General features: G+C 60.5%; 22 protein-coding genes. 12 read left to right on the forward strand and 10 right to left on the reverse strand.

Features of this window, described 5'->3' with window-relative positions; translation table 11 throughout:
* Positions 1-77 precede the first annotated feature (77 nt).
* Positions 78-1,082 (forward strand): hypothetical protein, encoded by a 1,005-nt coding sequence (locus tag BC360_RS26105; protein WP_065797397.1) that lies wholly within the window; start codon positions 78-80, stop codon positions 1,080-1,082.
* A 148-nt stretch (positions 1,083-1,230) separates the two neighbouring features.
* Here BC360_RS26105 and BC360_RS26110 read toward each other — a convergent pair whose 3' ends face one another.
* The 6 genes from BC360_RS26110 to BC360_RS26135 form a co-directional block, all read right to left on the reverse strand.
* Positions 1,231-2,070 carry a lysophospholipid acyltransferase family protein gene (locus BC360_RS26110; RefSeq protein ID WP_065797398.1) on the reverse strand — a complete coding sequence of 280 codons (840 nt, stop codon included), beginning with the start codon at positions 2,068-2,070 and terminating at the stop codon, positions 1,231-1,233.
* Positions 2,071-2,252: 182 nt separating this feature from the next.
* Positions 2,253-4,235 carry a threonine--tRNA ligase gene (gene thrS, locus BC360_RS26115; protein ID WP_065797399.1) on the reverse strand — a complete coding sequence of 661 codons (1,983 nt, stop codon included), beginning with the start codon at positions 4,233-4,235 and terminating at the stop codon, positions 2,253-2,255.
* Between the two features lie 215 nt (positions 4,236-4,450).
* The gene (locus tag BC360_RS26120) at positions 4,451-5,005 is read right to left on the reverse strand and encodes a DUF1697 domain-containing protein (RefSeq protein WP_065797400.1); all 555 of its coding nucleotides are present in this window, start codon (positions 5,003-5,005) and stop codon (positions 4,451-4,453) included.
* Between the two features lie 15 nt (positions 5,006-5,020).
* A complete protein-coding gene (locus BC360_RS26125) occupies positions 5,021-5,449 on the reverse strand; it encodes a DUF2267 domain-containing protein (RefSeq protein ID WP_244512917.1) in 429 nt (142 codons plus the stop codon).
* Entirely contained in the window at positions 5,446-5,820 is a 375-nt protein-coding gene (gene yidD / locus BC360_RS26130) for a membrane protein insertion efficiency factor YidD (RefSeq protein ID WP_065781281.1), read from the reverse strand. The genes BC360_RS26125 and yidD overlap by 4 nt, the downstream gene beginning before the upstream one ends.
* Positions 5,821-5,823: 3 nt before the next feature.
* The gene (locus BC360_RS26135; protein WP_065781315.1) at positions 5,824-6,267 is read right to left on the reverse strand and encodes an iron-sulfur cluster assembly scaffold protein; all 444 of its coding nucleotides are present in this window, start codon (positions 6,265-6,267) and stop codon (positions 5,824-5,826) included.
* Positions 6,268-6,612: 345 nt separating this feature from the next.
* Between BC360_RS26135 and folE the strand changes: the two genes are divergently transcribed.
* The 3 genes from folE to BC360_RS26155 all read left to right on the forward strand — a co-directional run bounded on the left by folE (position 6,613) and on the right by BC360_RS26155 (position 9,078).
* On the forward strand, positions 6,613-7,230 hold the full coding sequence (gene folE, locus BC360_RS26140) for a GTP cyclohydrolase I FolE (RefSeq protein WP_053247211.1): 618 nt from the start codon (positions 6,613-6,615) through the stop codon (positions 7,228-7,230).
* Between the two features lie 23 nt (positions 7,231-7,253).
* Positions 7,254-7,706 (forward strand): phosphoribosyl-AMP cyclohydrolase, encoded by a 453-nt coding sequence (gene hisI, locus BC360_RS26145; protein WP_065797401.1) that lies wholly within the window; start codon positions 7,254-7,256, stop codon positions 7,704-7,706.
* 406 nt (positions 7,707-8,112) lie between these two features.
* Positions 8,113-9,078: a patatin-like phospholipase family protein gene (locus tag BC360_RS26155; RefSeq protein WP_065781284.1), complete on the forward strand. Its 966-nt coding sequence runs from the start codon at positions 8,113-8,115 to the stop codon at positions 9,076-9,078.
* A 157-nt stretch (positions 9,079-9,235) separates the two neighbouring features.
* Here the strand turns inward: BC360_RS26155 and BC360_RS26160 are convergent, their stop codons facing one another.
* Both BC360_RS26160 and BC360_RS26165 read right to left on the reverse strand, forming a co-directional pair.
* Positions 9,236-9,664 (reverse strand): CBS domain-containing protein, encoded by a 429-nt coding sequence (locus BC360_RS26160; RefSeq protein ID WP_065797403.1) that lies wholly within the window; start codon positions 9,662-9,664, stop codon positions 9,236-9,238.
* Between the two features lie 263 nt (positions 9,665-9,927).
* Positions 9,928-10,659, reverse strand: a complete 732-nt coding sequence (locus tag BC360_RS26165; protein WP_065781286.1) for a rhomboid family intramembrane serine protease — start codon at positions 10,657-10,659, stop codon at positions 9,928-9,930.
* A 344-nt stretch (positions 10,660-11,003) separates the two neighbouring features.
* Here BC360_RS26165 and BC360_RS26170 point away from each other — a divergent pair, with 344 nt between their 5' ends.
* From BC360_RS26170 to BC360_RS26195, 6 genes are all read left to right on the forward strand, one after another.
* A complete protein-coding gene (locus BC360_RS26170) occupies positions 11,004-11,612 on the forward strand; it encodes a PAS domain-containing protein (protein WP_083222733.1) in 609 nt (202 codons plus the stop codon).
* 111 nt (positions 11,613-11,723) lie between these two features.
* The gene (locus BC360_RS26175; protein WP_065781287.1) at positions 11,724-12,332 is read left to right on the forward strand and encodes a PilZ domain-containing protein; all 609 of its coding nucleotides are present in this window, start codon (positions 11,724-11,726) and stop codon (positions 12,330-12,332) included.
* A gap of 717 nt (positions 12,333-13,049) precedes the next feature.
* Positions 13,050-13,658: a transglutaminase-like cysteine peptidase gene (locus tag BC360_RS26180; protein ID WP_053247203.1), complete on the forward strand. Its 609-nt coding sequence runs from the start codon at positions 13,050-13,052 to the stop codon at positions 13,656-13,658.
* A 331-nt stretch (positions 13,659-13,989) separates the two neighbouring features.
* Positions 13,990-14,724: a hypothetical protein gene (locus BC360_RS26185; protein WP_065797404.1), complete on the forward strand. Its 735-nt coding sequence runs from the start codon at positions 13,990-13,992 to the stop codon at positions 14,722-14,724.
* 184 nt (positions 14,725-14,908) lie between these two features.
* Positions 14,909-16,417, forward strand: coding sequence for an SPOR domain-containing protein (locus BC360_RS26190; protein WP_065797405.1), 1,509 nt, complete (start codon positions 14,909-14,911; stop codon positions 16,415-16,417).
* A gap of 75 nt (positions 16,418-16,492) precedes the next feature.
* Positions 16,493-16,762: a hypothetical protein gene (locus BC360_RS26195; RefSeq protein ID WP_065781290.1), complete on the forward strand. Its 270-nt coding sequence runs from the start codon at positions 16,493-16,495 to the stop codon at positions 16,760-16,762.
* A gap of 45 nt (positions 16,763-16,807) precedes the next feature.
* Here BC360_RS26195 and BC360_RS26200 read toward each other — a convergent pair whose 3' ends face one another.
* Together BC360_RS26200 and BC360_RS26205 are read right to left on the reverse strand one after the other, a co-directional pair.
* Positions 16,808-17,245, reverse strand: coding sequence for a DUF1489 family protein (locus BC360_RS26200; protein ID WP_065781291.1), 438 nt, complete (start codon positions 17,243-17,245; stop codon positions 16,808-16,810).
* Between the two features lie 77 nt (positions 17,246-17,322).
* Positions 17,323-18,723 carry an L-serine ammonia-lyase gene (locus BC360_RS26205; RefSeq protein ID WP_065797406.1) on the reverse strand — a complete coding sequence of 467 codons (1,401 nt, stop codon included), beginning with the start codon at positions 18,721-18,723 and terminating at the stop codon, positions 17,323-17,325.
* A gap of 694 nt (positions 18,724-19,417) precedes the next feature.
* Between BC360_RS26205 and BC360_RS26210 the strand changes: the two genes are divergently transcribed.
* A complete protein-coding gene (locus tag BC360_RS26210) occupies positions 19,418-20,110 on the forward strand; it encodes a DUF599 domain-containing protein (protein ID WP_065797407.1) in 693 nt (230 codons plus the stop codon).
* Between the two features lie 133 nt (positions 20,111-20,243).
* Complete coding sequence (locus BC360_RS26215) at positions 20,244-21,251, forward strand: DUF1624 domain-containing protein (protein ID WP_065797408.1); 1,008 nt, start codon at positions 20,244-20,246, stop codon at positions 21,249-21,251.

A 21,251-nucleotide genomic window follows, 5' to 3' on the forward strand; every position in this document is an offset into this window, starting at 1 on the left:
GCCGCCGACCGGCAGCCACGAAAATGCCATACCGGCGTCTCAAGTGGAGTCACCCAGTCAGGAAGTCAACTGCTCTCATGCGCACCTGCCCTCGTATTTTCATCAGAACCGGTTTGGCGGTCGCACTCGCAAGCATCACCGCCGGAAGCGTCCTGGCGCAGGACGCCACCGAGGCCTTCGAGAGCTTCCCGTCGATCTCCGGAACCCGCAAGATGCCGAAGCTGACCGGCTTCAGCCCACTGACCAGCGACCCGACACAGGAAGGCGCGCTGAAGGACGTCAAGCTCGAGGCGCTTCTGACCGGCAAGGGGCAGCCCGTCGAGGCCGGCCTGACCTGGCGCGTGTTCAGCCCTATTCCGGGAAGCGACGGCAAGCTGCCGCTGCTGGCCACATCCGAAGGCGGATCAACGGGCTTCAGCCTGGTGCCAGGCGAGTACTTCGTCAACGTCGCATTTGGCCGCGCTGCCGCGACGCGCAAGATCCGCATCCCGGAAGACGGCGTGCTCGACAAGCAGGTGCTGGTGCTCGATGCCGGCGGCATGACGCTGAACGCGGTCTCCGGCAGCGATGTGCGCATTCCGCCAGGCGAACTCAGCTTCTCCATCTATTCGTCCGAGACGCAGGGTGACGGCGAGCGGGCACTGATTGCCGCCGACGTGAAACCCAGCACCGTCATCCGCCTCGGCGCCGGCACTTACCATGTCAGTTCCAACTACGGCACCACAAACGCGGTGATCACCGCCGACATCCAGGTGGAAGCCGGCAAGCTGACCGAGGCGACGATCCAGCACAAGGCTGCGAAGCTGACGCTGAAGCTGGTCTCCGAACCAGGCGGCGAAGCCATCGCCGACACCGGCTGGTCGATCCTCACTTCGGCTGGCGATATCGTCGACCAGGAGGAAGGGGCGTTCCCGACGCTCGTTCTTCTCGAGGGCAACTATACGGCCGTCGCGAGAAACAAGAACAAGATCTACCAGCGCGACTTCACGGTGAAGGCCGGCGTCAACACCGATATCGAAGTGCTCCTGACCAATGGCGGCGCGGCCGCAAGCCCGGAAGCAGCGGCGGAAGCGCAGGATTGACCTGACATCGTACGCATAACGTGACCACAGGTCGCTACTGCATAATTCCTTAAATCGGAATCGATTTAAGGACAAAATTATGCAGCAACTCAAAGTGTTACAGCGACCTTTGCGCGTCTAAATAGACGCGCGGCGCTGTAACGCTGCGTCAGCCGGCACGCTTGAGGAAACGGCGACGCGGCGGTGCCATCGAAAAGACCGCCTCATAGATTCGACCGAGCAGATCCTTGCGGTCAGCGTGCAAACAAAGCTCTTCCCAGGTGAGAACGTGCCCGATCCGCGCCGCGATCGTCGTGCCCGACAGCCTTCGGAATTCGCGGATCAGCAACGAGATCCTGAGCGTCAGCGACACCTTGCTGGCGAGATGGAAGATACGGCCGTTCTGCCCCTCGAAATAGATCGGTATGACGCTGGCACGCGCGGCCTGGATCAGCTTGGCCGGAAAGATCTTCCATGGCAGATCCTCGGCCCTGCCCCAGCCCGAGCGTGCTGTTGCCACGCCGCCGGCCGGAAAGATCACGATCGTCACGCCTTCCTTCAGCAGCCGCACCGCCTCATGCCGCGTGGCCATGTTCAGTGCCAAGGCTTCCTTCGTTTCCTCGAAAGACACCGGCAGCGAATAGGGCGCCATCTCCGGCACTTTCAACAGCTCGTTGTTGATCAGTACCCGAAACGGCCTGCCGAGCTGTTCGGCGAGTGCCAGAACGGCAATACCGTCACCGATGCCGAAGGGGTGATTTGCGACGATGACCAGCGGCGTGTCCGGCAGGTGACGTGGCGGCCATTCTCCTTGAAGCCGCAGGCGCACATCGATGAGCTGCAGCATCTCACCGAAGATCCGATCGCTCTTGCCGACGATGTCGGATCGCCAGCGGGCGTAAAGCTTGGCGTATCGGTTACGACCCGCCAAGCCCTCCATGGAGCGGATGAACCAGCGCTTCAGGCGCCGGTCATTTTCGTTTGCGTAGGACAGCTCTTTGAACTGCACGGAAGTCTCCGATGGATGGCCTACTGCATGTTTCCCTAAATCATCCTCGATTTAAGGACAAAACATGCAGCGATTCAAAGCGCTACAGCGACCTTGGCGCGTCCAATAAGACGCGCGGTGCTGTAGCATCCGGATATTCCGCTAATATGACAGTTTGCTGACGGAGCGAAGGTCCCGGGGTGTTAACCCCGGGCTTTCTTTTCGGCCTTGCGTTTGAGATCCGGCGCCGTGGCCTCAGCCGAGAGCGAAGCAATCGCCTCGTCAAGCGACATCGCCGTCTGGGCCTGCGAGCCGAGGCGCCGGATGTTGACCGAACGCTCCTCCGCCTCGCGCTTGCCGCAAACGACGATGACCGGAACCTTGGTCACCGAATGCTCACGGACCTTGTAGTTGATCTTCTCGTTGCGGAAGTCGGTCTCGACCGTAAGTCCGGCATCACGCAGAAGCTCCGCGACCTCGCGGCCATAGTCGTCGGCCTCCGACGTGATCGTTGCGACGACGACCTGCAACGGCGAGATCCACAGCGGCATATGGCCGGCGAAGTTTTCGATCAGGATACCGAGGAAGCGTTCCATCGAACCGCAGATCGCCCGGTGGATCATCACCGGCTGACGCTTCTCGGAATCCTTGTCGATATAGAATGCGCCAAAGCGCTCCGGCAGGTTGAAGTCGACCTGTGTCGTGCCGCACTGCCATTCGCGGCCGATCGCGTCCTTCAGCGTATATTCGAACTTCGGACCGTAGAAGGCGCCCTCGCCCGGCAGGATGCCGGTCTTGATGCGACCCTCGGACTGCGCCTCGATCGTCTTCAGCACCTCGGTCATGACGCTTTCGGCGCGATCCCAGAGCTCATCGGAACCGACGCGCTTGTCCGGACGGGTCGACAGCTTGACGACGACTTCCTTGAAGCCGAAGTCCTCATAGACCGACAGGATCAGGTCGTTGATGCGCAGGCACTCGGCCGCCATCTGCTCATCGGTGCAGAAGACGTGCGCATCATCCTGGGTGAACCCGCGTACACGCATCAGCCCGTGCAGCGCGCCAGACGGCTCATAACGATGGACGTTGCCGAACTCGGCCAGTCGCACCGGCAATTCGCGATAGGACTTCAGGCCGTGCTTGAAGATCTGGATATGGCCCGGGCAGTTCATCGGCTTCAGCGCGAAGACACGCTCGTCATCGGTGTCGTCGCCGGCAACTGTCACCTTGAACATGTTGTCGCGGTACCAGCCCCAGTGGCCAGAGGTTTCCCACAGCGACTTGTCGAGCACCTGCGGCGCGTTGACCTCCTGGTAGGTGTTGGCGAGCCGGCGGCGCATATAGGCCGTCAGCGTCTGGAACAGGCGCCAGCCCTTGCCGTGCCAGAAGACGACGCCCGGACCCTCTTCCTGGAAATGAAAGAGATCCATCTCGCGGCCGAGGCGGCGATGGTCGCGCTTTTCCGCTTCGGCAAGGATGTGCAGGTACTGGTCGAGTTCTTCCTGCGTATGCCAGGCCGTGCCGTAGATGCGGGTCAGCATCGGGTTGTTGCTGTCGCCGCGCCAATAGGCTCCGGCAACCTTCATCAGCTTGAACGCCGTGCCGATCTGGCCGGTCGAGACCATGTGCGGTCCACGGCAGAGGTCGAACCAGTCACCCTGGTAGTAGATCTTGAGATCCTGACCTTCAGGGATCGCGTCAACCAGCTCCACCTTGTAGGCCTCACCCTTATCGGCGAAGACCTGGCGTGCCTTATCGCGCGACCAGACTTCCCTGGTGAACGGCTTGTTGCGAGCGATGATCTCCTTCATGCGCTTCTCGATGACCGGCAGGTCGTCGGGCGTAAAGGGCTCGTTCTTGGCAAAGTCGTAATAGAAGCCGTTGTCGATCACCGGACCGATGGTCACCTGCGTCCCCGGCCATAGCTCCTGCACGGCTTCGGCCATCACGTGCGCAGCGTCGTGGCGGATCAGCTCCAGCGAGCGCTTGTCGTCGCGGGTGACGATTTCGATGCGGCCATCGGCAATGGTATCGGACAGATCGCGCAGCTCTCCATCGAGCGCAATGGCGACAGCCTTCTTGGCCAGCGACTTCGAAATCGACTCGGCGACATCACGCCCGGTCGTGCCCGGGACGTATTGGCGGACGGAGCCATCAGGAAATGTAAGGGAAACGGGATTCGACATCATGATCTCCTATCCAGTCCCGCCAACGAATGCGGGTGGTATGGTGTGGTATGACTGACCGGCGCAGCCGGTTATTTGACGCAGGCCTGATAGAGGTTTTTCGAGGCGGAGTAAAGGTAAGGGGCGCCTACAGCGCCGCGCGTCTATTTAGACGCGCAAAGGTCGCTGTAACACTTTGAGTTGCTGCATAATTTTGTCCTTAAATCGATTCCGATTTAAGGAATTATGCAGTAGGCGCGAAGCATCGCGGCAAGGCCCTTCACCGTGTTCCAGTTGCGGAACGTGCCGACGCCGAGGCGCTTTTTGGTCAAGGCGCCGAGCAGTTTCGATTCGCTCGCCTGACCGGTGAAATGAACCCAGAGATGGCCATCGACGACCGCCAGGCGCTCGCCGGCGGTGCAATAGCGTTCGAAATCCGAAGGCACGGCGCCGGTGAGGGGATCGCGCATCACGCGGACATGGACGCGGGTGCCATCCTCCTCGCCGTCGTCACGAAACGGATTTGCTGCGGCGAGTTTCAACCAATCGTCGCCAGGGCGGACAATGATGTCGACATGGCGACCGAACGTCTCGGCGAAGGCCGCCTCGAGCTTCGCCTCCAGATCGCGGACCGCAGTCCTGTCCGCCTCGAACACGAGGTTGCCCGTCGCGACGAGCGTGCGCGGCGACCGGTGACCAAGTCGCTCGGCCATGGCTCTGAGATCAGCCATGACGACCCGACGTCCTTCAGCGAGCACGATACTATAGAGCAGCGCAACGTAGCTTTGCACGCGAGGGGCTCCTTCTCACCCACGCCAGAAGTCGCCAGCGCCTGCCGGCAGGCGTGACAGGACGCGATCGAGCTTCGCTTCGTCGATATTGCGTCGCAAGGCGGCTGCCACATCTGCGATCGCCGTATCCGGCGAAACATTGTGATCGCCACGAAACTCCTGCACTTCCCGTGTCATTGCCGTCCTAACCGAAAAGGGGCTCCTTGGTTCTTCGAGGTCCCACTCGGCAACGAAAATTGCTCTTAGAACCGGCGGCAGCACGTCGGCAAACAGGATCGCATCCTCGACATCCAGACGACAGCGAAAGGCCCGCAGCACCGCCTGAACCATCGTATAGGCCTGGTTCGTCGTCTGAAGCCCCGAAATATCGCGGGCATCGACGATGAAGCGATCAAAATCGACAGAGGCCCGCCGGTATTCCATGGGGATCGTCATCGTGTTCAACCGCCCTTCGGCCGCGGCTGCCAGTAGCGCCACGGCGCATACCAGAGATGCCTGCGTTCCAGCCGTTCTGGCACCGGATCAAAGCCGTGGGTGCCGCCAGGGCCGCAACGCGCGACGCGGAACAGCGTCATCCAGCCGCCGGCCCACAGGCCATGGCGGGCGATGGCCTCATAGCCATATTCGGAACAGGTCGGCAGATGCCGGCAGGCATTGCCGATGAGACTGGAAAGCGTCAATTGATAGGCGCGAACGAGCGCCATGCCCAGGAGACGGCCCGGCGTCTTGCGGAAGGGACCGGACCAATTGCGCCCACGCGCCGGTCGTCTGTTTCCAGGGTCAGATAAATGTTCACAATGCGAATCCCGGCACATGGCTCAGACGGCCGCCACCGTTCGCTTGGCCTCGATCTGGCCGATCGCATCGACGACGGCATCGAAGGTGAGCATCGTGGAGGCGTGCCGCGCCCTGTAATCCTTCACCGGCCTCAGGAAGCGCATATCCTCGAACCGACCCGACGGGCCCTCGCCGTCCGCCTTCAGCATCGCCAGCATCTCGTCGCGCGCCTGGCGGATTTCACCCGCCTGCGCGCCGACCACATGGCGCGCCATGATCGATGACGATGCCTGCCCGAGCGCGCACGCCTTGACGTCATGGGCAAAATCCGTGACCACGTCACCGTCCATCTTCAGCCAGATCCGAACCTTCGAGCCGCAGAGTTTCGAATGCGCCACCGCTTCGGCATCCGCATTTTCCAGAATCCCGATGCGCGGGATGTTGCCGGCGAAGTCGAGAATACGATTGTTGTAGATGTCATCCATCATTTGACGCGATCCGGCTGATTTTTCGCGGTTTTGGGTGATCGGCGCATGATTTTCTCCTGTAGCCAGGAAAAAAGCACGACGCAGTACCCTCGGCCTCTTTCATCTCTATGGCACCATACTATATGCTATGTCGTGTTGGGGCGACAGTTCCGCAAGAGGATCAAATGTCGCCTGTTGTTTGGGAAACCGTGCCGGATGGTCCACCGCACTGCTAAGCAAGGACCAGAAAGCCCCGGAGCCCGCCGACGGAACCCAAGCCTGCAGGGTTAGGCGAATGGCCAGTGGCGAGTTGTCCGAAAGATAAAACGTCAAGCAATCCCCGTATTGCACAAAGAGGCCATTATGGATGCCATAGTGAAGAATTTCCCCGTGCTCGACAACGCGAGCGACCGGCCGACGCAAAAAGAGGCCGAGGACGCCGTGCGCGTTCTGCTGCGCTGGGCAGGTGACGATCCAAGCCGGGAGGGCTTGGCGGATACGCCGGCCCGCGTGGCCAAGGCCTATCGTGAGCTTTTCAGCGGTTACGATCTCGCAGCCGAAGACGTGCTCGGCCGGACCTTCGAAGAGGTTGCCGGTTACGACGACATGGTGCTGGTGAAGGACATTCCGTTTTATTCGCATTGCGAACACCACATGGTGCCGATCATCGGCAAGGCGCACGTCGCCTATCTGCCCAATGGAAGGGTTCTCGGACTTTCCAAGATCGCCCGCGTGGTCGACATCTACGGCCGTCGGCTGCAGACGCAGGAATCGATGACGGCCCAGATCGCCCGGGCGATCGACGAGTCGCTGGCGCCCCGCGGTGTTGCGGTGATGATCGAGGCGGAACATATGTGCATGGCGATGCGCGGCGTTCAAAAGCAAGGCTCGACAACGCTGACCACCACATTTACGGGTACCTTCCAGACCGAACCGGCCGAGCAGGCCCGTTTCATGACCATGCTGCGGGGCTTCAAGTAAGGCTCCTGCCAACGGAGCCTTTCATGACGCTCACCTTCGAGACCCCCTCTCCCAACAAGGCCGAACTGGAAAACGGTCCGGCCTTCACACCGCGCTTCGACGAAAAGGGACTGATCACCGCCGTCGTCACCGACGCGCGCGACGGCGAGTTGCTGATGGTCGCGCACATGAACGCCGAAGCGCTCACTCTGACGATCGAGACGGGTGTCGCCCACTATTATAGCCGCTCCCGCAAAAGCCTTTGGAAGAAGGGCGAAAGCTCCGGCAATCTTCAGACGGTGACGGAAATCCGTACCGATTGCGACCAGGATGCCATCTGGCTCAAGGTTTCGGTCGCCGGGCACGGCGCGACCTGCCACACTGGCCGCCGCTCCTGCTTCTATCGAACAGTTGGTATGGATGATGGTAGGGCCACCGTTACGATTACCGACGATCACCGTCATTTCGACCCCACCGAGGTCTATGACAAAAATTAAGCATTGCGCACCTTTTTGGGGCGGGTGCATACTGCGTTTATATTTTGGTAACCCAGCCGGCGCCTAATCCTTTGGCAAGGATGCTGTTTCCCTAGGGGACAGCGGCAAGCCGGGCAGTATTGCAGACTGTAGCGAATGTTTATCGACCCCGCCGCGCTCGGCGACAGGATCGATGGTAATCTGAGTAACGGTGCCAGTCTTTCAGCGATGAATAAGGACAAGGCCGGCACCAGCGCCGGCTTGGCAGGTTCTCCTCCAGACAAGAGCGCTCATAACTATTGCGTCGTTCCAGGATCGAATCAGGTCTTCGGAAGGTTGAGTCAATGCATGGAGTGCCACGACGCCCTTCGCGCATTCTGAAGGACGTGTCGCGCTGCCAAGTGTTCGGCGGTGTTGGAGGTGCCGGATGTTGAACTGGACTTTTACGCGTAGCAGCCAAATTGCCGACCTGACCGACCCGGACGGGTCATCACTCTCGACAACACCATCAGAACCCGCCGTACCGCCCAGGCCGCCCAAGATCGCGATCGCGCTCGGTGGCGGCGCCGCTCGCGGCTGGGCACATATCGGCGTGCTCAGAGCGCTTGACGAAGAGGGCATCGAAGTCGGCATGATCGCCGGCACGTCCATCGGCGCCCTTGTCGGCGGCTGCTATCTCGCCGGCAAGCTCGACGAGCTTGAGACCTTCGCCCGCTCGCTGACTGTGCGTCGTATTGCCGGCCTGCTCGATTTCGCCATCGGTGGCGCCGGCCTTTTCGGCGGGCTGCGCCTGACCAAGCGCATGCAGGAACACCTGCAGGGCTTGAGCATCGAAAACCTCGACCGACCCTTCATCGCCGTTGCAACCGAAGTCCACAGCGGCCACGAGGTCTGGCTGGAAAAGGGATCGCTGATCACCGCCATCCGTGCGTCCTACGCCCTTCCCGGTATCTTCGAACCGATCAAGGCCAACGGCCGGACATTGATGGATGGCGCGCTCGTCAATCCGGTGCCTGTTTCCGTCTGCCGCGCGCACGAGCAGCAACTCGTCGTAGCCGTGAACCTCAACTACGACCTCTATGGCCGCTCTGCCGTCGTCAAGCACAGCGCCGGCACCGAGACCCAGGATATGCCGACTAACAAGGAGCCGACGCATCACTCCGTGCGAATGGGCATGACCAGCGTGATGGTTCAGGCCTTCAACATCATCCAGGACCGCATCTCCCGGGCACGCCTTGCCGGCGACCCTCCGGATCTATCCTTGCATCCGAAGCTCAACGATATCGGGCTCTCGGAATTCCATCGCGCCGGGGAGGCGATCGATCGCGGCTACCAGGAAGCGAAAGCCAAGCTCGCGGAGATCCGCCGGATGCAGGAAGTCCTGGTTCGCTGATAGCAGGCGCGACGCCGGGGTCCGCCTGCTCCCACGGGATAGCTGATCTGTCCGAATATTTCGCGATGGCGCAAAGTGCCACCGCGCGCTCAGGACGGATGCTCGAGTCTGTGCCGCAGCCGGACGACAAAAGGGCGGCTGAAACCGCCCCTTTCCATTATCCGGCGATGTAGGCCTTGATGTGCTCGGCCTCTTGCTCCATGGCGCGAATGTGATGTTTGATCACATCACCGATCGAAACGATGCCAGCCAGATGTCCATTCGTTTCAACGGGCAGGTGACGGGCTCGCAACTTGCTCATCATCTCCATCAGCGTATCGACGGACATGTCCTCGGTGCAGCAATAGACATTCTGCCACATGATGGCCGAAACCGGTTTCTCCAGACAGGCTGCGCCATGCTTGGCGATGGCGGCGACGATATCGCGCTCAGTCAGGATGCCGGCGATCTGGTCATCCGCATCAATGATGATCACCGCGCCGATATGATTGTCACGCAAAAGAACCGCGGCCTGTTGAACCGGCATGCGAGGACCGACGGTCACGACGTTTCGGCCCTTTTCATTGAGTATCGCTTTTACTGACATGCGCACTTCTCCCCGTTGCGACGACGCCGGGTCGGCAGGGAAGGTTCCAGCCGGTCGTGTGCGGCACAGTCGGGCAACGGAACCTATACCCTCCCCGATGCCTGCATGGCTGGCGCGCCGCTCCTCAGAGACGCCCGACCCATGAGCACCCGGCCTTCACGAGCCGCACCGTCCGCGGACGGTATCGGCCGTGTCAAATGGTGCGCCAGCGTTACCGGGAAATCAAGCGTTCTGACAATGATCGCAACAGGATCGGTGCGTTATCAATCGCGTGGATCGAACAGCGCGAACAGAAGGAAGCCAAAGAGAAAGCCACCGATATGCGCTTCCCACGCCACGCTGTCGGCTCCACCGGGCGTGAACATGCCAAAGCCGACGAGGAAATTCGTCAGGAACCAGATTGCGCTGAATATGACGACGGAACGATTTGAGAGCGCCTCGCTGACGGAAAGCCGGCGATTAAGATGCGCGAACTGGCGGCTGATGCGCCCGCTGGGCGAAAACACGAATCGCGCCGCGCCGCCCATGAAGCCCGAAACGACACCCGAAGCGCCGACGACAACGATCATCTCGCCCCAATGAAAAACCACATGAAGCGCGACGGCGGCGGCGGCCGACAGAGCCCAGAAGACCGCAAGCCGCGCCATACCGATGCGCCGGACCACCGGTGCGCCGAAGGCAACCATCCAGAAGATATTGAAGATCAGGTGTTCCCAGCTTCCGTGCAGGAACGAATAGGTCACCGGGCTCCAGAGCCAGGCGAGGCTCTGTTCGGCAAGCGGATGATCATAGCGCGCCGGGAGGAAGGCGAAGTTCAGGATGATTTCCTGGTCGAGACTGTCCGGGAAGACATAGGTGCGCAGTGCATGAACGGCGATGAGGAACAACAGGATGCACGTCAGCCCCGCCGGCAGGTTGAATGCGGGCTCACGCGTGCGATTGACGGCGCCTTCCCGATCCGCCTCCGGTGGCGTCGTCGCCTGATCTCGTTCCATGGTTGCTGCTCTCTTCCGTCCGCATATCCGGTTCATTCCGACCCAGTCGGCCTGGCAATTGCGCATCGCCGGACAGCGCGCCCAGCCATAAGCAAACAAAAAAAGACCGTCCAGTAAAAACTGAACGGTCGGCAAGCCCACAATATCCCGAGCTCAAGTTCTGTGCCGAAGGCAACCCTTCGTGAAGTGATGTCTATCCAAGTGCCAGCCCGGTGCGGCCGAAGCAATCGAAACCGTTTGTTAACCTTAATTTCCGGCTGGCACGGAATTCGCTCTGTCATCGGCACAACCGGAATGAGCGATCGAATTTGTGCCGGATCGGCACACAGATCGCGTGAAATGGAATGAACGACATCATGCGCAGCAAGACATCAACGCAGTTGTTCCAGTACTGGAACCTCATCCGTGGCGACCGTGAACGACCGCGTCGCGACGAAATCGAACCGTCGGCCATCCGCACGCTCCTCCCAGATCTTTTCATTCTCGAGCGGGACCGCTTCGGCGGCATGAAATTCCGCCTCGCTGGAACGCATGTTTGCGCCCTCTTCGGCCACGAGTTGCGCGCTCAGCAATTCGGCACACTTTGGTTTGGGAGCCAGGCTGGCAGAACGCTTCAGGTCAGCCGGCAGGTGATGGCGCGACACGTGCCCGTCATGCTGTCGGCGACAGCACGAACGGAAGACCGCAGAGAACTGGCGACCGAGGCGCTACTCCTTCCCCTCGCCTCCAACGATGGCCATAGCGACCGCATTCTCGGTTCCCTTTCACCATTGTCACGCCCGTACTGGTTGCACGCGACGCCCGTCAACGGTCTCGATGTTACAGGCCTCAGGGTACTCGATCCGGATCGAACCGCAGCCCTTCTCAATGGACCGGCCCAGGACGAGACGTTTTCTCCGGGAATCCGCCGGGTGCAACACTTGCGCGTCTTCGAGGGCGGCCGTGACGCCTGACACGGTGCGCCTGTGCCAGGATCGGCGCAGATACCAACCGCAGGGCGAACATTCTATTAACCGGATCGCACTATGCTTTCGCGTGCCAAGATACGTCGATGCAGAGTGATCATGTTCTCGTTTCAGCACGCTCAAAATAACGGTCCGAAGCCGCACCAGGAAGGCGCGTTCCAGCGCGTCTCGGTGAATCTCACCGGGCGACTGATGCTTGCCAACCACGACGAATACGACTGCACCGCCGTCGACATGTCGCCGGGCGACGTGCTCCTTTCATCGCCGGCCCGCCCGCGCGCCGGCGAACGCATCATCGCTTACATCGACCATGTCGGGCGGCTCGAAGGCACCGTATCTCGGCTTGCCGAGAACGCCTTCGTCATCCAGCTCAACGCAACGGAACGCAAGCGCGAGAAGCTCGCGGCGCAATTGACATGGATTGCCAACAAGCACGAGCTCGGGCTGCCGGAAGATCGCCGCCATGATCGTCTGGCGCCGCGCAAGACACTGACCGAGCTGACGCTCGATACCGGCGCGAAATATCCCTGCCGCATCATCGACCTTTCGCTGTCCGGCGCCGCCGTGGATATCGAAAACCGTCCGCCGATCGGCGCGCAGATCAGGCTCGGCAACATGAAGGGCAAGATTGTCCGTCATTTCCAGGAAGGCGTCGCCATCGAATTCTCGGGCGTTCAGTCCCGCGAAGCCCTGACGGAATTCCTCTAATGCATAATTCCTTAAATCGGAATCGATTTAAGGATAAAATTATCCAGTAATTCAAAGTGTTACAGAGACCTTGGCGCGTCTTAAAAGACGCGCGGCGCTGTAATACCAACCTGCACTGATATTGCCGCCCTCAATCGTGACGCCATGTCAGTGGCGGCATCCACATGCGGCCGACCGCGCTCGGTGAAGCAGACACAGTAAACCACCAAGGCCCTATTCCGATCTGCCCCTGACAATCGAACTGAAGTACCCGTGCCCGCGCTTTGCCCGCGGCCCTTTTGCTCCATTTCAGCACAGCCCGTAGTCCCCGCACCGATTTTCCGGCACAACTTTCTCAAATATTTTTTCCGCGTATTTTCGCTCTTCGCGTTGATTTCACGTTGAATTCAAGCATTGCGACCGAGCGTGAAGCGGGGAATTGTCCCTTCCGGATAGATCCCACCACCGCCATACAGCCTAGCATCGTCGCGCGTGCCGTCGATATGACGCTCGCAAAACACCGCCATTGCAACCATTTAGATGCTTAATGGATTCCACTTGTGCGATTGGCAGCCTTTGAAAACCGTTAAAATTTGAATCAAATTCAACTAAAATATATCTCAAATTCTATTCTTATTTTATTCTGATACTGCTTTCATTTGTACTTTGTTTTACCTCGCATCTTCGCGAGCGATAAAAATGTCCGTGGCATTGTCGAACCATAACGGGGAGACAATCATGCTCAAGACAATCACCAAAATGATCGCTGTCGCCGCACTTTTCACCGGCAGCCTGGTCGAGGGTGCGCTGGCCCTTCCGGCAAACATGACCGTGACCGGCGCGACCAATCCGCCGATCGGTCATTATGAATTCTGCAAGATCAATCCGGGCGAATGCCGGTCGAACGGCGCCGATCGCGGCCCGACGGTCCTGACGCGCGAAGGCTGGCAAAAAATTCTCGAGGTCAACTACGACGTCAATCAGGCGATCACACCGATGACCGACATGGAAATCCATGGCGTCGAAGAAAAGTGGTCCTATCCCGACAGCGTCGGCGACTGCGAAGACTACGTTCTGCTGAAGCGCCGCAAACTCATCGAAAGCGGCTTCTCCGCCTCTGACCTGCTGATCACCGTCGTCCTTCAGCCGAATGGCGATGGCCACGCGGTCCTCACGGTCCGCACCGATCGCGGCGACTTCATTCTCGACAACATGCGCAACAAGGTGCTGCTGTGGTCGGACACCGAATATACCTACCTCAAGCGGCAGTCGACAGAACATGCCGGTCGCTGGGTCAAGCTGCAGGATGGCCGTACGGTCGCCGTCGGCAGCGTCCGCACCCAGTAAGCCGTCATCGGATGAAACCGTGGCGCGGTTGGGTGATTTCCCGCGCCACGCTCCGCCTACCGGGCTTTGGTCAGTCCCCATCCCCGTATCAGACCAGGCCCTGGCCGGTTCCGCTGTCCCTCGGAGCCGGCTTTTTCGTTATTGATCGCCCCACTGAACCACGACCAAGCTCGTGCCGACGGGAGACGCGCGTCGATTTCATCGAAAATTAACCATCTTCGACCAGCGTCAGACAAGCAAACCTTGCCAGAGTCCACCTGACGCTACAAACCGACCGGCGGCAGTTGAACCGCCACATATCGCGCGGCCACCGCGACGGGATGCCCCATCGATGAGCACCTCTTCAAACGGGAACTCCGAACCGGAACTGAGCCCGCTTCTTTCAGGACGCTTCGTCTACAAAGTCACCGCGGTCGTTGTCTTGCTCGCAGCAATCACCGCGGCGCTCTCGCTATCGGGACGCTGGTTTGGGGAAAACCTTGCCCTTGCCGGCCACACGTCCAGCCTCACGCCCTACGATATCTTCATCGGCCAGGATCATCTTCGTTTGCCCGCCAATGTCATTCGCTTTGAAAGCCAGCGGGCAACATCGATCGCCGAACGCGTCGACATCTACCTGACCTGGCCGGCGTTCGAAGGCTACAGTGATGACAACCGCCACCTCTTCAATAACGTCAACCGTCCCGAGAGCCTGATCTTCCTGCAGATCTCGCAGAGCACCATGTCGCGCGACATGTCCGGTCGGCTTGAGCCCATCTACAGCCAGGTCTTCGAGGGCGCCGCAAGCCCCGGCCCCAACGGGCTGACGCGGCATGGTATCAAGGCGACGTCGAGTTATGCAGGCGAAGCCTTCTTTACCGCTGAGCGCGAAGGGGAGCCAACCTATGTCGTGCGCTGCCTGGATCCTGGCGCCAACAAAGCCTCCACGAGTGCGGACTGCCAGCGCGATGTTCATGCCGGCAAGGATCTGGTCATCCTTTACCGGTTTTCCCGCAATCTGCTGCCGCAATGGCGCGAAATCGACAATGCTGTGGGTGGCTTTGTGAAAAGCCATCTCGTGCCCTGATTTCGTCCAAGTGGTGTGATGCTGGCTTGTGCGCCGCACCATTGCGCTACACCGGTATCACCTCTGTAAAAATGCGTCCGGTTCCGGAAACCAATCATTCATCATAAACCGATTGGTAACGCTATGCCGATACTGTCTCAGGAACGGTCGTTCCCGGAGGCGGCGTCCGGACAACACCCATGACATGAGAATGAAGAGTAGCGTAGTGTCCCAATCAGGTTTTCTTGATCTCGCGAAACGCCCGTTCGGCGCTTTTTCAAAGATGGTAGGACGGATCGTCCTTGCGGGCGCCGTCGCATCGGTTGCCTTCGCAGCGCCCGCTTTGGCCAATCCGAAATATTCGGGCATCGTCGTTGATGCGAAAACCGGCAAGGTTCTCTACGGAGAAGATGCCGACGAATTGCGCTACCCCGCATCGCTGACCAAGATGATGACGCTCTATCTGGCATTCGAGGCGCTCGAAGCCGGTCGGATCACCAAGTCGACCCCCGTTCCATTCTCCAAGAACGCTTCCTCCGAACCGCCGTCGAAGCTTGGCGTCCGCGCGGGACAATCGATCACCGTCGAGCAGGCGATCCTGTCGCTCGTCACCCGCTCGGCCAACGACGCCTCGACGGCGCTCGGCGAACTGCTGGGTGGCTCGGAGCAGCGGTTCGCCCGCATGATGACCAACAAGGCGCGTGCGCTGGGCATGACCCGCACCACCTATCGCAACGCCAACGGCCTGCCGAACACCGAGCAGCGCACGACGGCGCGTGACCAGGCCCGCCTCGGCCTCGCGCTGCGCCAGCATTTTCCGCAGTATTACGACTATTTCTCCACCCGCAGCTTCCGTTTCGGCAAGCAGACGATCGGCAACCACAATCGCCTGCTGGGCAATGTGCGCGGCGTCGATGGCATCAAGACCGGCTACACCCGTGCCTCAGGCTTCAATCTGGTGACCTCCGCGCAACTTGACGGTCGCAGCATCGTTGCCGTCGTCATGGGCGGCACCTCCGGTGCCAGCCGCGACGCCCAGATGCGCCGTCTCGTGGCAAAGTACATGCCGACGGCCTCGCGCCGCGGCGGCGGCAACCTGATCGCCGAAACGCCGGCTGCGCCCGTGGCAGAAGAGCCGATCGCTGTCGCACAGGTCACGGAAGCGCCCGTCGCCAGCCCGGTTGCCGCAGTTGCAGGTCTCGATCTGCCGAACACCGGCCCCGTACCGGCCGTGCGTTACAATGGCGAAAATACCAACAGCGTGCAGATGGCCTATGCCGGAACCAAGCGCGCCTCGGACAACCCGGTCCTTTCGCCGAAGATCGTTCCCAATACGCTGGACGCCCAGAGCATCAAGCTGTCGCGCCAACCGGTTGCTGCAGGCATGGTCGACGCTCAGATCACCAATTCCGTTCCCAAGCGCGAGCCAGTGGCGCCCGAAGCCGAGCCGCAGGCCGCGCCACAGCCTCAGGGTTGGGTCATCCAGATCGGCGCGACGCCGGACAAGGACCAGGCCATGACGCTGCTCGGCAACGCCAAGGACAAGGGTGGTAAGGCGCTCAGCAAGGCAACACCCTTTACCGTCGCCTTCAGCAATGGCGGCGCTCAGGTCTACCGCGCTCGCTTTGGCGGATTCGACGACCAGAATGCAGCGGTCAACGCATGCAAGGCGTTGAAGAAGAAAGGTATTTCCTGCTGGGCTGCCCAGCAGTAGGCGGCATCTAGTTTCGGTGGCCGGTTTGTTAGTTCGGCCACCTCCCTCGGTTTTGTAAAGCGTACGAGGTTAGTTATGGCAATGAACGAGAATGTTCCGGGTGTCACTCCCTTGCCGGGGCGACGGGTTAAACCGTCGCGCATCAATCTGCATCCGCTGCACGAGGCAGCGATGCGCATTGCCGATCTCGGTCTCAACCGCCCGAAGGCGAAGACCAAGGATCTGGTGGGCATGCTGCTGACACATGGCGCAAGAGCCTGGCGCTCGACACAGCCACGCGCGGGCATCCATCTTCACGTGACGGCGCCCGGCCGTCGCCAGCCGCTGAAGATGCGCATCCTCTGATTGTTCTGAATTTGAAAGGCGGCTTCGGCCGCCTTTTTCGTCTGGCTAGAGCAGACCGAGTTCAGCCAGTTCGCGCCGGAGTTCGAGCGGCATGTCGGCGCCGCCGCCGGACAGCGACGCAAGATCTCGCGGTGCCTCGTTAGCCTTGAGGTAGCGCCAGCCCTGGAAAGCCCGGCGCGGCTGCAGCTCGGTTTCGACAACTTCGGGGCCGAGAATCAGGTTGCAGCGGCCGATCCCTTCCCCGTCGGTAAAAGTCTCGATGCCGATCAACGGTTGACGCGCCTGCACCTGTCCCTTGATGACCCAATAGAGCGAGCCGCCATCCAGAAGTTCGTCCACGCGTTTCGGGACCATGCGGGTCGTGTGGAACGAATGCGGTTCAAGGCCGGCGGCAATCGCAGTCAGGGCCTTGCGCGAAACCCATTCGCGCAGGTCCTCGATCGATTCCGCTCCGACGCAGAGCTTTATGAGATGCAGAGACATGGCTGTTTTTGAACACCCGTCCTACCGTCACGGTCAAGCGAATTGCGCAGCGTCATCCACAATCGTTCGTGCGCCGCTCAACATTCGACGACATTGACCGCCAGGCCGCCGGTCGAGGTTTCCTTGTATTTCTCGTTCATGTCCACGCCGGTCTGGCGCATGGTTTCGATGCAGGCGTCGAGCGGCACAAAATGTTGCCCATCGCCCTTGAGCGCCAGCGACGCGGCGGTAACGGCCTTGACGGCGCCAAGCGCATTGCGTTCGATGCAGGGCACCTGGACCAGGCCGGCGACCGGGTCGCAGGTCATGCCGAGGTGATGTTCGAGCGCAATCTCGGCAGCGTTTTCGATCTGCTCTGGCGAACCGCCCATAACGGCCGCGAGGCCCGCCGCCGCCATTGCCGAGGCCGACCCGACCTCGCCCTGACAGCCGACTTCGGCACCCGAAATCGACGCATTGTGCTTGATGATGCCGCCGATGGCAGCGGCCGTCAGCAGATAGTCGCGAACGCCGTCCTGATCGGCGTCGTCGTGGAAATGCATGTAATAGCGGATGGTCGCGGGAACGACGCCAGCGGCACCGTTCGTCGGCGACGTCACCACGCGTCCGCCGGCCGCATTTTCTTCATTGACGGCCATGGCGTAGACGCTCAGCCAGTCGTTGGCGAGCAGCGGGTTGATCTTGTTGGAGCGCCATTCTTCCTGCAGCTTGTCGTGAATGGCGCGGGCGCGGCGGCGCACCTTGAGGCCGCCCGGCATGATGCCGTCCTGGCTGAGGCCGCGATCGATGCAGCTGCTCATGGCGCCCCAGATACGGTCGAGCCCCTCGTTCAACTCCTGGGGCGACATGGTGCATTCTTCGTTTGCCCGCTTCATCTGCGCAATCGTCATGCCCGACCGGGCCGCCATATCCAGCATTTCCTGGGCGGTGCTGAAGGGGAACGGCACCTTGACGCCAGCGGGCTTGTTCTTGGAGGCGCGCATGGCGTCGAGTTCCGTGTCGGTCACAACGAAACCGCCACCGATCGAATAGTAGATGCGCTTGAGCAGAAGGCGGCCGTCCTTGTCGAAAGCCGAGAAAGACATGCCGTTGGCATGGCCCGGCAAAGGCACCTTCTTGTCGAAGATCAGATCGGTCTTCGGCTGAAATTCGTAAGGTGGATGTCCCGGGGGCGTTATGCGTCCGGTCCGCTCAACTTCGTCGATCAAGGCATCCATGCGGTCCGGATCGACGCGATCGGGACGTTCGCCGACAAGCCCGAGCACAACCGCCCTGCCCGAGCCATGGCCGATGCCCGTGTGGGCGAGCGAGCCGTGCAGGCTGACCTTGATGGCAGCGACAGATGCGTGCGACGGCCGCGGCCATTCGTCGGACAGGATCAGTTCGAGAAAGCGATTGGCAGCCGACATCGGCCCCATCGTATGCGAACTCGAAGGACCAATACCGATCTTGAAGACGTCGAAAACGGAAAGAAACATGAATTGCCTGCCCGGAGCCTGAACATATGCCGCCCGGCCGATCGCCGGATGCCGTCATATGCATGATTGCACATTCGATACAAACCTCGATCTCTCCTCAGGACCGAAGCCGTACCCTCACCCTTAGATATAGGATCAAACCCTAAGCCATCCTACCCCTGTCGATCAGGCGATCAATCGACATCCGATCCCTCTGGTGCGACATTGCGCTGGCGAACTGGGCAGCAGCCACCAGGCCTGACGTTACGACCGCCCGGAATCAAAACAGCGCGGCTTCTGCGAAGCCGCGCTGTCAATCAGGGGACTTTTGGGTATCAAAGGCCGCCGAAAAGATAAGCAAGAACAAGAACGCCAGCGAAACCGGCTACGGCGCGAGCAGTCACGCCCCAGCAAGACTTCTGTATTGTATTGTCCATGATGTCTCCGAAAAACTCTCAACGGCTGCGGGCCACACATCAGGGGTCCGTGCATGGCGCAATGCATACTGAAGAAAGTGTAAAGACGCAACGATGAAATATGGCGGAAAGGTGTCAGAGGCGTATCCGCACTCCCGTCAATCGACCAAACGCTGGAGTCGACGCATTTTTGCAGGAAGAAATTCCGCCGCAATTTCATCACACTAGTTGATGCACCGCCGCTTCTCCACAGGCGCGCCGATCTTGCAATTTCCAAAAGCCATGCCAAAAACACGTGTATGACCTTCGAAGATTACATAGCACTTGTCGTGTTCATCCTGCTGTGGGCCGGCTTCAGCTGGGCGACAGACGGTACTCGTGGCTTCAAACGCATCAGTCTCACGCGGCTGATGAACGAGCATCGTGGCCGGTGGATTCGCAATTCGCTCAACCGCGACCTGAAGATGATCGATACGCAGATCATTGCCGGGCTGCAGGCCGGCACCGCATTCTTCGCCTCGACGACGATCTTCGCGCTCGGCGGTTGCTTCGCTCTCTTGGGCGCGACCGAGCAGGCACAGATGATCTTCGCCGACATGCCCTATGTCTTCCACGGCGGACGGACGGCCTTCGAGCTGAAGGTCGCCGGGCTCACCTGCCTCTTCGGCTACTCCTTCTTCAAGTTCGGTTGGTCCTATCGCCTGTTCAACTACTGCTCGATCCTCATGGGCGGCATACCGATGACGGCGGACATGATACGCGACCGGCACGGCGCCGAGATTGCGGCCGAACGCGCGGTGCGCATGAACGTACTTGCCGCCAAGCACTTCAATGCCGGCCTCAGGGCAATCTTCCTATCGATCGGTTATCTCGGCTGGTTCATAAGCCCCTACGCCTTCGTTGGCCTGACAATCTTCGTCATCTTCGTCCTGACACGCCGGCAGTTCTTCTCAGAGGCGCGTGCGGCCCTGTTGCAGGACGCCGCCGGCTAGCCGCTGTTGCTATACCCGTCGGACATGGTCCGGGCGGGTATTCAGCGGCATCTTCTCTTTCCCAGCGATCAAAACCGGTCTGGCGCAAGCCAGACCTGACAGTCTCATTCGCGCCAACAGGATGGCGAGCACCATGTCCGATACCAACATGACTTCAACCGTTGAACCGCAACCGACGAGCAGTGCTCGTCGCCGGCTCGTCTTCATCGATGTGCTGCGCGGCTTGGCACTGGTGGCCATGGCCCTCTACCATTTTGTCTGGGATCTGGAATTCTTCGGCTATATCGCTGCCGGAACCGCCGGCACCGGCGGGTGGAAGATGTTTGCGCGGCTGATTGCCAGCAGCTTCCTGTTTCTGGCAGGCTACAGCCTCGTACTCGGGCAACGGCCGAAGATCCGTTTCGACGCCTTCATGCGTCGTTTCGCCAGGATCGCCGGCGCGGCCGCACTGATCAGCATCGCGACCTGGTTCGCCTTCCCCGACACGTTCATCTTCTTCGGCATCCTGCATTCGATTGCCGCAGCAAGCCTCGTCGGTCTGCTCTTCCTGCCCCTTCCGGCTATCATTTCGTTCGCGACTGCGGCCGCCGCCTTCGCCGCCCCGCTCTATCTTCGCTCGGCGATCTTCGATGCGCCGTATCTTTGGTGGGTCGGGCTCTCCGAGACGATCCCGCGCTCGAACGACTACGTGCCGCTGCTGCCGTGGCTCGCACCCTTTCTCCTCGGTGTCGGCACCGCAAAGCTGGCGCATGCGCGCCTGGTGGCAGCTCTGGCAAAGCGCCCCGTCAGCGACGGAAAAACGCGCCTGTGGACGAAAGCGCTGGTCTTCGGAGGGCGTCACAGTCTGGCCATATACCTCCTCCACCAGCCGCTGCTCATCGGATTGGTCTACCTCTTCTCGCTGGTCTCACCGCCGACACTGCCGGACCCCAAGCAAGCCTACCGCACGAACTGCGTCGAGGCCTGCAGCCGCGGCAATCCGGCCGTGCCTTGCGACGCCTTCTGCGGATGCACGCTCGATCGCCTGGTGGAGCAGAACCTGTTCGATGAACTGAACAGGGGAAAGATCAACGTGAACACCGATGAACGCATTGCGCGAATCGCCGGTCAATGCACAATGGACGTGCAATCAGGGGACTAG

The organism is Ensifer sp. LC163, assembly GCF_001695855.1.
In the GTDB taxonomy this organism is placed as follows: Bacteria; Pseudomonadota; Alphaproteobacteria; order Rhizobiales; family Rhizobiaceae; genus Ensifer.